Below are 12597 nucleotides of genomic sequence, written 5' to 3'. Positions count from 1 at the left end.
TCAGAGTGCGTCGCTGGGCTCTCTCCAGGCGCCACGCCCCTCGTCGACGTGGCATGCTGCCCAGCCGCTTCGTCGCAGAGAGGCGCTTCCGCCTCCAACGGACCACTAATTTGTTGTTGTTTGCCGGTGCCCGCGGGCCAATAATCCGCCGTCTGATGATTTTTGCATGGGGAAAGGACATGCCATTCTCATCACTCACGGACCCGACGGAACTAGCCCGGGCCTCAACGGCTCTAGACGAGGCCTGGAACGAAATTCGATTGACCCTGGCCGACCCATGTGACGAGCGCGAGCGGACGCGCCTCGCCTACATCGTGGCAAGCTTCGCTGCGGATGGGCAGGATGCGGACGAGTTGGCCCGCCGCGCAATCGAGCGGTTCCGAAACGCAGCACGCACCTGACGACGACGCTCCGAAGAGGAAGTGCAATGACCAGACATCCGTTCTTGTTGCCCGGAACTTTTTAGAGGGCTTCTAAGTTAGGCCCGGCATCTGGGGGGATAACCAGGAGGTCTGACGGATGAGGAAGATCATTCTTGCTGCTGCCATCGCGATGGCGCCAATAGCAGCGTTCGCCCAGAATCCCCAGGGTGCGCAGGGTGGTGCGGCCGCAGGTGCGGCGACCGGCGCCGTTGGCGGTGCAATCGTCGGCGGACCCGTTGGCGCTGTTGTCGGCGGTGTTGGCGGCGCTGTGGTCGGCGGTATCGTCGGAGACAACACGCCGCGCTTCAAGACCTACGTGACCGAACAGCGCGTTCCCTCCTACACCTACAAGGAAGAGGTCCACGTCGGAGCGGTTCTGCCCGAGCGCGGCGTGACCTACCGCGAGGTGCCAGCCGAGTATGGCGTCAAGGGTTACCGGTATACGGTCGTTAACAATCGTACCGTGCTGGTCGAGCCCGGGACGCGTAGGATTGTTCAGGTGATCGAGTAGCGGCCCAAGGCCCTGCGAGCACGCGCGTCGTCCCGTTGATTGATCTCTCAGAAGTCAGCAGTTCTATAAGCACTCGCCCGGGCCTCGCCGCACTTCCCGTCAATGGCCGACGCATTGCTGCGTCGGCCGCTTTTCTAAGGGCCATGGCATTGCACGCTCCTTCTCGCCGCACAGTTCTCGCATGGGCCTCCAGCGCTTACGTACTGGCAGACAGATCCGTGCAGGCCCAAGCGCCTGCAGGGCCAGCCAGGCGCTTTAGCTATGACGAGGTTGTTGAACGGGCAACTGCACTGGCGAAACAGCCATTCGACGCCGAAAGCCCGAAGATTCCCGGAGAGCTGTCGACGCTGAGCTATGACAGCTATCGAGAAATCCGCTTCCGTCGCGACAAAGCATTTTGGCGTGATGGCGGGTCGGATTTCCGGCTACTTCCATTCCATCTCGGTTTTCTACACGACAAGCCCGTCCAGCTTCACATCGTCAACAATGGCAACGCGGTCCCGATCCCGTTCACGACCAGCCTGTTCGAGTACGGCAAGGTCCCTGTTCCGAAAGGGCTGTCGCCAGCACTGGGCTTCGCTGGCTTCGCAGTGACCACTAACCTGAACGACCCGAAGGTTCAGGACGAAGTCATCTCCTTCCTTGGCGCTAGCTATTTCCGCCTGATCGGCCGGGGGCACCGCTACGGCCTTTCAGCCCGCTCGCTCGCGCTGGACGTCGGTGGCAAAGGCCCCGAGGAGTTCCCTTTCATGCGGGCGCTCTGGGTGGAGGAGCCGTCCCGCGAAACGACCGAACTTGTCATTTATGCCCTGCTCGACTCCCCTTCGGTCGTTGGAGCCTTTCGGTATGTCGTCAGTCCGGGTCGCGACACCTACATGGACGTCACTGCAACAGTCATCCCGCGAAGGGAGATCGAACGGATCGGCATCGCGCCGCTGACGTCGATGTTCCAGGCCGGCGAGGGGGATCTTGGCCAACGAACCGATTTCCGTCCCGAAATCCACGATTCCGATGGGCTGATGATGCAGTCCGGCAATGGAGAATGGATCTGGCGCCCCATCCGAAATCCCAAGGCACTGCGCATATCGAGCTTCGGTGACAAGAAGCCGCGCGGCTTTGGTTTGATGCAGCGGGACCGCGACTTCGGCAGCTACCAGGATCTCGAAGCGCGCTACGATGCGAGACCGGGTTACTGGGTCCAGCCGCAAGGGGACTGGGGGGAAGGGAAGATCGACCTTATTGAAATCCCCACGGTGAACGAAGCCTTCGACAACATCGTCGCGTGCTGGATACCCAAAATACCCTTGCCCACAGGACAGGCTGCTGAATTCCGCTATCGCCTCTCGGCGCTCTCGACGACCTGGCACCTGCACCCCTATGCGCAAGTCCAGCAGACCTTCAATGGCTCTGACATCGAAGACGGTGTCGTCGACGGGAATGGCACGAAGCGCTTCATCGTCGATTTTGCCGGTGGCGATCTCGCCTATTATCATGGCGATGCTGATCGCCTGGAACTGGTCGCAACGACGACGGGCGGCTCCATCACCTCAAAGATACTGACATTCAACGTGCCGCTGAAAGGGGTGCGGGCTATCGTCGACGCATCGCTGCCTGACGGTCAGTCAGCCGAACTACGCATGTTCCTTCGGGCAAGAAATCGCACTTTGAGTGAGACTTGGACGGCGACCTGGTCGGTTCCGCCCGGCGATTCCACACGGCCACAAGCGCCTCAAAACGAACCGGCGCGCAATTGACGGCCCGTCCATTCGTGTTGCCACGCACATGACAGTTCGACAGCATCCCCTGATCGTTGCAGTCCTCTCGGTCATCCTCGGAGCCGCGGGCTGCCTCCTCATAAGCAACCTTCTGCCCGAACCTCAGGAACTAAGGGAACCGATCCCCCACAATCTGGCTGCCTCGGATCGCCAGCTCAAAACATCGATGGGCGCCCTGTTCGGGTCGAACTATATCCCCGGGAACAAGGTTGAGACACTCGTAAACGGCAACCGGATATTTCCCGCGATGCTGAGTGCTATCCGGGAGGCACGGCAGACGATCAATTTCGAGACTTACATCTATTGGCGCGGCGCGATTGCCGAGGAATTCGCGGAGGCGCTTGCCGCGAAGGCTCGAGAGGGCCTCAGCGTGAAGGTACTGCTCGACTGGGTCGGCAGCCTTCCAATGGACGAGAAGCTCACCGAACGGATGCGGCGTGCTGGCGTCGAGGTCGTCCGGTTCCGCCCGATCGCCTGGTACTCCTTGGACCGGGTCAATAACCGCACGCATCGCAAATTGCTTATTGTCGATGGGCGCGTAGGCTTCACTGGCGGTGTCGGCATCGCCGACGAGTGGAACGGCGATGCGCGTTCGCCGAACGAATGGCGTGACACCCACTATCGCGTCGAAGGGCCAGCCGCGGCCGAATTCCAGGCGGCGTTCGCCGAACACTGGATCGAGGCAACCGGCGAACTGCTACTAGGCGACCGCTTCTTCCCGGAGATTGTCCCGGAAGGCGGCCATGCTGCGCAGGTCGTCGTCAGCTCGACCCATCAACGCAACGTCATGCACCTGATGCTCATGACCGCGCTCGCCTCCGCGCAAAAGAGCATCCGGTTCGCAACACCCTATTTCGTGCCGGACGAGCTCACACGCCGGCATTTGCTCGAGGCTCGGAAACGGGGTGTGGACATCCAGATCCTTGTCCCCGGTCCCCAGACCGATGCGCGCATCGTGAGAAGCGCATCCCGCCATTTGTGGGGCGAATTGCTTGAGGCCGGGGTCAGGATCAGCGAGTATCAACCGACTTTCTTCCACTGCAAGCTTGTGATCGTGGATGATCTCTGGACGTCGGTTGGGTCGACTAATATCGACGATCGTGCCCTGAGGCTGAACGACGAGGCGAACATCAATCTGTTCGATCCGGAATTCGCCCGTACTCAGACTAATTTATTCAACCAGGATGCTGCCGTTTCCCGGCCATACACCTTTTCAGATTGGCAGAACCGCTCGGTGAGCATGAAAATATCGGATTGGCTCGCCAGCCTGAGCCGGTCGCAGATCTGACAGGTAGGGATTCGAGCTCCCCGCGTAGCGCTTTTGCTTGAAACAACCGAGTGAAGAACGACCACCGGCCCAGATGCGAAATCGGATCGGATATGTCGGGAATGCGCGCTCGCGAATGAAATGCGGCTCCGGGAAACCCGGAGCCGCAAGAGCGTCAGGCAGCCTTGGACTGCGCCTGCTTGTTGACCTTGCTTGCGCCGAGATTGGACAGCGTCAGATCGGTCTTGAGCTCTTCGGTTAGGGTCTGATCGAGAAGCTTTGCGGCGTTGGCGTAGCCGAGCTGCTTTGCCCAAGCCTTGAGCGTGCCGTAGCGCGAAATCTCGTAGTGCTCCACGGCTTGCGCGGCGGCAAGAAGACCCGCATCGAGGGCGGGGCTTCCCTCGAACTCCTCGATGATCGATTTGCCTTCTTCGATGATGCCGAGGATCGCATCGCAGGTCTTGCCCCGCGGCGCCTTGCCGATTTCCTCGAACACCTCGCCGAGGCGTTCGACATGGGTTTCGGTCTCCTCGCGATGTTTCTCGAACGCCTGCTTGAGCTCGGGGGATTTCGCCGACTTGGCCATCTTGGGCAGCGTCTTCAGGATCTGTTTCTCGGCGTAATAGATGTCCTTGAGCGTATCGAGAAAGAGGTCATCAAGGGTTTTAGGTTCGTTGGCCATCGGGGGCTCCTCCAGTTGTTGGTGTCTCCCTAACGATTCTGTTTCCGCTCAGTTCCGGGGTGTGGTGAGGAGTGCGAGCGGCGCCGAAGAGTATCCAGTGAACCATTCCGACGCCCAGTCGTTGGCAGTCCAAACCGGTCTGCTCCATGGGCTCCACCATCATGAAATTTTTGCGCGATAACGGTCTGACCATCACCCTCGTGATCGTCACCATTCTCTGTATTGCCGGCATGATCGGGTCCGGCCTTCGCGTCGAAAATGACATGCTCGCAAAGCACGGCCAACCGCCACTCGGCGTGCTGGCCTACATCGCTTCCGGAGCCTTCCTCTCAGCGCTGTTCGAGAACTGGGAGAGCGAATTCTTGCAGATGTCGGCCTACGTGATGTTGACGGCCGTGCTGTTTCAAAGAGGCTCGGCGGAATCGAGAGACCCTGATGACCCCGGGCGCGAGGGCGATGCGCAAGCCGAAGCCTGGCAAGAGAAAAGCCCCTTCCGCACCTGGCTGTATGCGCACTCGCTGGGTCTCGCATTGGCGGCGCTGTTCGTTCTGAGCTTCGTGCTGCATTGGCTAGCGAGTGCTGCGGCGTCGAACCACGAAGCGATGCTGCACAACGCAGAAATCAAGTCGGCACTGGCCTACCTGACCGATGCACAATTCTGGTTCGAGTCCTTCCAGAACTGGCAGTCGGAATTTTTGTCGACCGCGGTGCTGGTTGTGCTGTCGATCTTCTTGCGCTTCAGGGGCTCGCCGGAATCAAAGCCTGTGAGTGCGCGGAACAGCGATACTGGCGCCTGAGAGACGAAGCGCCTGGCGATCGTGTGGTCCCGGCATGGAACGGCAGACCGGCCAGGCGGTTGCAGCATAAGGGAGAGATGCAATGGGGCCAGTTCCCCTACGATGTCGGGAGCCAATCATGGTCATCCAAAACCACACCGAGTACGCGGCGGCGGCCGAGCGCGCCAACGCGCTGAGCGACGCGCCGGAGGGCTCCGAGGCGGCGCGCGAGCTAGCTACTCTCATAGCTGCCTTGCGCAAATGGGATGAGGATCATGCTGGCGAAAATGCGCATGGGCCGGAAACCAACCCCGAGCCCGGAAGCAATGTCAGCCGAGACGACCTGCCTGTGTCCGGCCTGCCCGGGAATCTCGGAAAGTTGAAAGCGGATTAGCGCCGGTTGATTGGCCTAGTGCTGGATGGGGCGGTTTGCCTGCTGGTTGTCGGCTTCCTGGAGCCGGCCGGCCGCCAGGGGAAATGGATTCCCAAATGGTTGGTGCGCGCCGTCCCTCGGCGGCCCGCAACGTCAATCATAGGGCGATAGTTTAGCCCCGCAGCGACTTGTCAGCTGCGCTGGGCGGCATCGGCCGGCTGCTGCTGGCCGCCCGCGGCAACTATGGCCGGCCTATGTCGGGAGCGTCGGGACCGGCTTAACCCATGCGAGCGCAACGGCACTGCGACGGCAGCTCGATCAGCTCAAGGCAACCGCCCCGCCGGCACTCGGCGTAACAGGATGTGATCTGGGTGACGCCGAAGCTTGCGGCCAAAATCTCTTAGCGCGGTTGGACGCATGACGACAAGTTGCGCCATGCATCGTTCAAGGGGCCGCGTGACAAAGCTGATGAGGCGGCGGATTTTCGCCTTATCTGACAGCCCTTTCTGACCCTCAAAGCGCAGTGTGCCCGCAATCAGCGGCTGCCGTTCCCGTTTCCATTCCCGCCGGCATTGCCGTTCAAGCTTCCATTCCCATTCCCGCCGGCATTGCCGTTCCCGTTTCCGTTCCCATTCCCGCCGGCATTGCCGTTCCCGTTTCCGTTCCCATTCCCGCCGGCATTGCCATTCCCGTTTCCATTCCCATTCCCGCCGGAATTGCCGTTCCCTTTTCCGTTCCCATTCCCGCCGGCATTGCCATTCCCGTTTCCGTTCCCATCCCCGCCGGCATTGCCCTTCCCGTTTCCACTCCCATTCCCGCCGGAATTGGCGTTCCCGTTGCCGTTGTTCCCTTTACCGTTGTTGCCGTGGCCATTGCCAAAGCGATTGCCGTTGCCGCTCATATTCCCGGAACGGTTCCCATTTCCACTTCCAACGCCTTCTTTCCCATTTCCGACGCCTTCATTCCCACTTGCGCCGTGGACCTTGCCGGCGCCGCGGTCGAAGACGGCATTGTGGCTGGCGTTGCCGTTGCCTTGCGCATTGGCCTGCCCCTTCGCGTTCGCGAAGGCCGAATCCGAGTTCGCACCTGTCGAGTTGCCGCGCGAACCGGTCCCGCTGCTTACATTGCCTGGAGCATTCTCCCCGGTCGACCAGAAGGCCGCTTGGCCTCGCGCAGCGCCGACGCCCCGCCCTGGATTGCCTTCGCGCGCCAGGCCTCCAGTCGCCGCATGGACGTTGACCCTGACCTCGCCAAGAGGCGCACCGATCCGCACAACGCCTCCGCCCACGGACCCCGCACGACCGTTGGGCACAGTAGCAGCTGGAGGGCTGCCCTCGCTCCCGCTGGCTGGACGAGCCTGCTGGCCAGAAGCGGGTTGAACGAGGCCACCAGGCGGCACTGCAAGCGGCCTCACAGTGGGAGCGCGCGGCGCTCCCTGCTGGATCGCATTGAAGCTTCCGGAGCCCGACAGGTTAAGCCCCGCGACGCCACTGCCGGAGACGCTCGCGGCCTGTCCCGGCTGTACAAGCGCGAACTGTCCCGAACGGAAATCGGCTACCTCGACCTGACCGCGCTGGACGTTGACCTTGGCTCCCCGCGGCGTCACCGTTACTTGGAACTGCGTGCCTTTGACGACGGCGGCGAGAAACGGCGTCTCGACATCGAAATGCTGTACATTCCGCTTTTCGACATCCAGCAGAATGGTGCCGGCCTGCTGCAGGATCGTGGTGCGGCCAACCTCATTTGAAATCGGAACGACAACTTGTGAGTTCGCGGAAATCAGTATGGTTTCGGCGCCGCGGACCAGCAGGACACGGCCGTTGCGGCCCGTCCGAACCGTATCGCCGGGCTTGAGGCTGGTCGTCGAGCTGACCGAGACCTGTTGCGCGCCTGGGCTTCCAATCACTACGTCGCCCGAGACCTTGCTGACGCGCCAGGCGCTGTCCTGCGAGACAGCACTGGTCGGAACAATGGCTTGTGCCAGTGTGAGCAGAGCTGCGGCGAAAAAAACGCGCAAGGCGTTGGGCATAATGGTCCCGGCTCCATTCTGGAGATCGCAATGCGCGACAAGCCATAGCGCTATCGAAGAAGTCTGAATGACAGCTTGCGACGGAACTCGTATGGAGCTTCTAGCGATTAACCGGGGGTGCACCATGATGCTCCCCGGATTGCAGCCCGTCGCCAGCTTAGTCGCGGTCACGAATGACGAGTGCGATCTGGCACGGGCCGCGATCGAGCGTTACCGACAATCTCCCTGATCGAGATCCGGAACCGGACCCTCGGTAACGCGTTTGACCCTCGGAATTCACGGTAGTGCTCACCGGTAGGTAGAGCAAAGGGCTGGAGGCCCACGAAAGCCCCGTCGGCGATCCCGGCGGGGCTTTCGCGTTTGCGGAACTACGAAAAGTTGACGGGTTCTCGCGATGGAGGCCACCGGAGCGAGTTTGATGCCGAAATACCGCTTCACGACAGATGATGACGATTCGCTCGACTTCAGTCCGGATTGGCTGGAATTTCAGGACGACCAAGCTGCTATTCGTGAGGCTCAGCGGGCGCTCGCGGATATGGCCAGGAAGAGTCTTGCCGACAGACCTCACAGGGTGATGCGCGTGGCAGTCGAGGTCCTGGGTGGCGAAGTCTTTTTACCAGGCGTAGCTGGAGTTCAATGGTGAGGCGAGCAGTGACATGCGAGCCAAGGCTAACGGCGCGCCCTGACGTGCTCAATTCCCAAGAATTATGGTCGCGGAGGTGATCCAGCGGCGTGCTTCCGTCTCTTTGAGCGCAAATGGCGACATTTCTGGCGGCGATCTGGAGGCCGCTAGGGCGAACCTCGGGGCCCGCGTCTTGCGCCTGATGCTGGACCTCTCGCAGTCGATCGACGATTTATCGGCTGCGGCTATCGCTGCGTTCAACGCTGACTAGGAATTCGTCTGCCCCTCGCCGACCGGAAGAGATCGCGGTCTTGTTGCCTCTATCTTCAGCATGCCGCGCAGGAACTCAATCAAGCCCCGGATGTTGCGTTTTCGTCATCGCAAAGGGGCAGTGCCATGCACATTCGCGTCGGCTATCACATTGAACTTGTCACCGCCCAGCCTACTCCCACCATCCTCTTGCTCGACCCTCACCCGAGCCGCGACGCCGATCTTGTTCAGGGGCAGGGAGCCCGCATCTCGGCGTTGAGCACTGGCGCTCCCGTCATCGCATCGCACTACACAGACGGGTTCGGCAATCGCTGCAGGCGGCTCGCGGTGCCGGCTGGCGGAGCAGTCTTCTCGCATGATGCGGTCGTCCGCGACCCCGGAGTGCCTGATCAATGGGACAAGGCCGCTCAGGAGATCTGGCCGGCGGAACTGCCGCCTGACGTCCTCCAATACACGTTGTCGAGCAGGTATTGCGAGGTCGACGAGCTATCGGGCGCCGCCTGGAGTTTATTTGGTAACTTCGCGCCCGGCTGGAACCGGGTCCAGCAGATTTGCAACTTCGTCAACGCGCAGATCCGGTTTGACTATCAATTCGCGCGCAACACGCGAACCGCCATGCAGGCGATGAACGAGCGCGTTGGCGTCTGCCGCGACTTCACTCATCTTGCCATCGCGCTCTGCCGCTGCATGAACATTCCGGCGCGGTATTGCAACGGCTTCCTTGGTGACATCGGCGTCCCGCCCGATCCTGCCCCGATGGACTACAACGCCTGGTTCGAGGCCTATCTCGGCGGACGCTGGTACACCTTCGATGCTCGCCACAACGTTCCCCGGATCGGGCGTGTGCTGGTTGCGCGCGGTCGCGATGCGGCCGACATCCCGATGATCCATACCTTCGGGCCGCACATGCTGCAACGGTTCGAGATCATCACAGAAGAGATATTGCCGACCTCGGCCGCGGATGCAGCCTAAGTCGTTTTGTCATTTGGCCATCTCGGCTCCTCAGTGCGCTGCTCGCTATCCCCATGAATGCGTTGTTGCAGGTCATATTCGACACGGAACAACGGCCGTATGGCAACGTTGATCCGGCGGTCGATTCAGTTCCAGGCGGCCGGAACCTGCTGCCTCGCCCGGCATTGAATCGCTGGTGCGTTGCGTTGCGTTGGGAATTGGTGCCATGGTCTCGCCGCGGGCAAATTGGAAGGGCTATCTGAAGTTCGGCGAGATCAGCTGCCCGGTCGCGCTCTACACCGGCGCCAGCACCTCGGAACGCATCGCTTTCCATACCGTCAACCGCGATACCGGACATCGCGTCCGGCGCGAGTTCATTGACTCTGTCACGGAACAGCCGGTCGACCGCGAGCACCAAATCAAGAGCTTCGAGATCGACACGGACCGCTATGTCGAGATCGAGCCGGACGAAGTCGCGCAGGCCGTTCCGGAGAGCAAGAAGCTGCTGGCGGTGCAGGCCTTCATCCCGTGCGGCGAGAAAGACACCGTCTTCTTCGACAAGCCCTATTACCTCGCACCCTCCGGCAAGATTGCCGATGACGCCTTCGCCGTGATGCGTGAGGCGCTGCGCGCTAGCAAAGTCGTGGCGCTGGCGCATGCGGTGCTGTTCCGGCGCTATCGCGCGCTGATGATCCGCGCGCAGGGCCTCGGCCTCGTCGCGCATACCCGCAACTTCGATTACGAGGTGCGATCCGCGGCGGAAGCCTTCGACGGCATTCCCAAGTTGAAGATTCAAAAGGAGATGCTCGAGCTCGCAAAGCATATCATCGAGACTAAGAAGGGCGAGTTCGACCCATCCAAGTTCGATGACCGTTACGAGGCGGCCGTCGCGGAGCTGGTCAAGGCCAAGCTCGCCGGCAAGCCTGTCAAGGTTCCAAAAAAGGCCAAGGCGCCGAAGCCCGTTGACCTGATGGAAGCGCTGCGCGCGAGCGTCGGTGGGAGCGAGCCCAAGGCAGCGGAGCGCAAGCCGGCGAAGAAGGCGGCGTAGGTGGCACGAGCGAGGCGGCTTCGGGTCGCGACGTTCAACATCAACAACATCAACAAGCGGCTGCCAAATTTGCTTGCCTGGCTCGATGCGACGCAGCCCGATATCGTCGCGCTACAGGAGCTGAAGGCAAAGGACGCTGCCTTCCCGCTCGCTGCGATAGAGGCGGCTGGCTACGGGGCCGTCTGGCAGGGAGAAAAGACCTGGAATGGTGTCGCCTTGCTGGCGCGTGGCGCTGAGCCCGTCATCATACGCCGCCAGCTTCCCGGTGACGACGAAGATGGCCAAGCCCGATACATCGAGGCAGCCATCGGCGGCATCGTCGTCGCGTCGATCTACGCTCCCAATGGCAATCCTCAACCAGGGCCGAAATTCGATTACAAGCTGGCTTGGATGAAGCGGCTTATCGCGCACGCCGCGGACTTGAAGGCAGCGGGGGTGCCGGTGATTCTTGCCGGCGATTACAATGTCGCCCCGACCGAGATCGATATCTACCCGACCAAGTCATGGGATGATGACGCCTTGATCCAGCCGGCGCCTCGCCGGAGTTTTCGCCGCTTGGTCGATCAGGGGTGGACCGATGCAATCCGGCATCTGTTCCCCGACCGGCGGATCTATTCGTTCTGGACCTATTGGCGCGGCCGTTTCGATCGCGACCACGGGCTGCGGCTCGATCACATCCTCCTGTCTCCCGATCTGGCTGGGGGCTTGGCAGATGCCGGCGTCGATCGCGACGCCCGTGGCCGGGACGGGGCGAGTGACCATGCCCCGGTGTGGGCTTTGCTGGAGAGTTGACGTCGTGCGCAGCGCGGCCAACCCGTTGCGGGTCTGTCAAATGACATAGACGCATTACACTTACCCTGTACATTCGGCAGCTGCAGTTGTCTCCTTGCTTCTGGACATGACCGCGCGCGGCGCACGTTGACGCCGTCAAGCGGAGACTTGTCATGCACACACAATCTCTGATGCCGCAGTCCCGAACGAGGGAGAGCAGCACTCGAAAGCTTGGCTCAATTCTGCCGTCCACGACGATTCTGCCGTGGTACGAAGAGGCTGACTTTGCTGATCTATCTGCGATAGCTGGCCGTGGGAGCCAGGACTATCAAACCTGGTACCGCAACGTGATGCAGGCGGTCGATGAACTGCTGCGAGAAGGGAAGTCGATCAAGTTTGTCACCGTGCGGCCGGCCGCTTATTGTGCTTGGCTTCGTGAGGGGCCGAACACACCAGAATCACGCCTCGGCTACGCCAAATACCTTGCTACCGCCTCAGAGGCGGCCGCAGCTTAGGCGAGACCACCTGTTAATGCCGCATCAGCGGTGGGCGAAAGGTCTCGCGCACGACCATCTTGAATTGGCTGACTGCACGTTCACGTACGTCGGCCTCAGCGGTTTTGCCGGCTTTTCGCAATTGAATCGCCCGCCGAGAAACATGTCGGCGACAATTGTCGCCGCCTCATGAGTAATGGCCATCGGGCCGGAGCCGCAGCCCGGCAATCGCAATCATAGTCTCGGGCTGGGAGGCATAGTCTCGGGCTGGGAGGACTATCAGCCGCATCCCTGACTCAATGAGCTGGAGGATAGCCGCCGATCCCGACAAGGCTCTCGAACCGGAGTTAGCTGCCTAGCTGAAATTCAAGGGGCTGCTCGGCGGCCGCCTAAACAAGCTAGGTAAGGGCCTCGCCTACTATCTGCCAACTGGCGGGCTGGACGATATGAAGAATGCCCGGCGGACGGTGAACCTCACTGACCATTGGAATGAGATCGCCGGGTTCTACCGCCAGTTCTTGGCGGCGATAGCCGCGGCTCACCTCTGAGCTGCCCTCGGCGGCGGATAATTGACCTAGCTGATGTCCGCGACTGTGATGGGCCGGT

The 12597-nt window shown here is 61.2% G+C and carries 12 protein-coding genes; 10 read left to right on the top strand and 2 right to left on the bottom strand.

The annotated features are described in order from the left end of the window. Positions 1-519 precede the first annotated feature (519 nt). From V7S63_RS25480 to V7S63_RS25470, 3 genes are all read left to right on the top strand, one after another. A complete protein-coding gene (locus V7S63_RS25480) occupies positions 520-933 on the top strand; it encodes a DUF1236 domain-containing protein (protein ID WP_336532313.1) in 414 nt (137 codons plus the stop codon). A gap of 218 nt (positions 934-1151) precedes the next feature. Continuing rightward, entirely contained in the window at positions 1152-2687 is a 1536-nt protein-coding gene (locus V7S63_RS25475) for an OpgD/OpgG family glucan biosynthesis protein (protein ID WP_336532312.1), read from the top strand. A gap of 187 nt (positions 2688-2874) precedes the next feature. Beyond that, positions 2875-3996 (top strand): phospholipase D-like domain-containing protein, encoded by a 1122-nt coding sequence (locus V7S63_RS25470; protein ID WP_336532311.1) that lies wholly within the window; start codon positions 2875-2877, stop codon positions 3994-3996. 154 nt (positions 3997-4150) lie between these two features. Here the strand turns inward: V7S63_RS25470 and V7S63_RS25465 are convergent, their stop codons facing one another. Beyond that, the gene (locus V7S63_RS25465; RefSeq protein ID WP_336532310.1) at positions 4151-4657 is read right to left on the bottom strand and encodes a YciE/YciF ferroxidase family protein; all 507 of its coding nucleotides are present in this window, start codon (positions 4655-4657) and stop codon (positions 4151-4153) included. Positions 4658-4818: 161 nt separating this feature from the next. Here V7S63_RS25465 and V7S63_RS25460 point away from each other — a divergent pair, with 161 nt between their 5' ends. Both V7S63_RS25460 and V7S63_RS25455 read left to right on the top strand, forming a co-directional pair. Further along, positions 4819-5454 carry a DUF6766 family protein gene (locus V7S63_RS25460; protein WP_336532442.1) on the top strand — a complete coding sequence of 212 codons (636 nt, stop codon included), beginning with the start codon at positions 4819-4821 and terminating at the stop codon, positions 5452-5454. A 118-nt stretch (positions 5455-5572) separates the two neighbouring features. Further along, positions 5573-5827 carry a hypothetical protein gene (locus V7S63_RS25455; RefSeq protein WP_336532309.1) on the top strand — a complete coding sequence of 85 codons (255 nt, stop codon included), beginning with the start codon at positions 5573-5575 and terminating at the stop codon, positions 5825-5827. A 514-nt stretch (positions 5828-6341) separates the two neighbouring features. Here V7S63_RS25455 and V7S63_RS25450 read toward each other — a convergent pair. Further along, on the bottom strand, positions 6342-7835 hold the full coding sequence (locus tag V7S63_RS25450) for a FecR family protein (protein ID WP_336532308.1): 1494 nt from the start codon (positions 7833-7835) through the stop codon (positions 6342-6344). Between the two features lie 418 nt (positions 7836-8253). Between V7S63_RS25450 and V7S63_RS25445 the strand changes: the two genes are divergently transcribed. From V7S63_RS25445 to V7S63_RS25425, 5 genes are all read left to right on the top strand, one after another. Beyond that, a complete protein-coding gene (locus V7S63_RS25445; RefSeq protein ID WP_336532307.1) occupies positions 8254-8478 on the top strand; it encodes a DUF6894 family protein in 225 nt (74 codons plus the stop codon). 375 nt (positions 8479-8853) lie between these two features. Beyond that, positions 8854-9699 carry a transglutaminase-like domain-containing protein gene (locus V7S63_RS25440; protein WP_336532306.1) on the top strand — a complete coding sequence of 282 codons (846 nt, stop codon included), beginning with the start codon at positions 8854-8856 and terminating at the stop codon, positions 9697-9699. Positions 9700-9904: 205 nt separating this feature from the next. Continuing rightward, the gene (gene ku / locus V7S63_RS25435) at positions 9905-10726 is read left to right on the top strand and encodes a non-homologous end joining protein Ku (RefSeq protein WP_336532305.1); all 822 of its coding nucleotides are present in this window, start codon (positions 9905-9907) and stop codon (positions 10724-10726) included. After that, on the top strand, positions 10727-11518 hold the full coding sequence (locus V7S63_RS25430; RefSeq protein WP_336532304.1) for an exodeoxyribonuclease III: 792 nt from the start codon (positions 10727-10729) through the stop codon (positions 11516-11518). 152 nt (positions 11519-11670) lie between these two features. Continuing rightward, complete coding sequence (locus V7S63_RS25425) at positions 11671-12012, top strand: hypothetical protein (RefSeq protein ID WP_336532303.1); 342 nt, start codon at positions 11671-11673, stop codon at positions 12010-12012. Positions 12013-12597: the final 585 nt, after the last annotated feature.

Source organism: Allobosea sp. CCNWLY174 (genome assembly GCF_037120455.1).
Classification (GTDB): Bacteria; Pseudomonadota; Alphaproteobacteria; order Rhizobiales; family Beijerinckiaceae; genus Allobosea; species Allobosea lupini.
The sequence above is the reverse complement of the archived record's forward strand: the minus strand, read 5'-3'. Positions and strand labels throughout refer to the sequence as shown.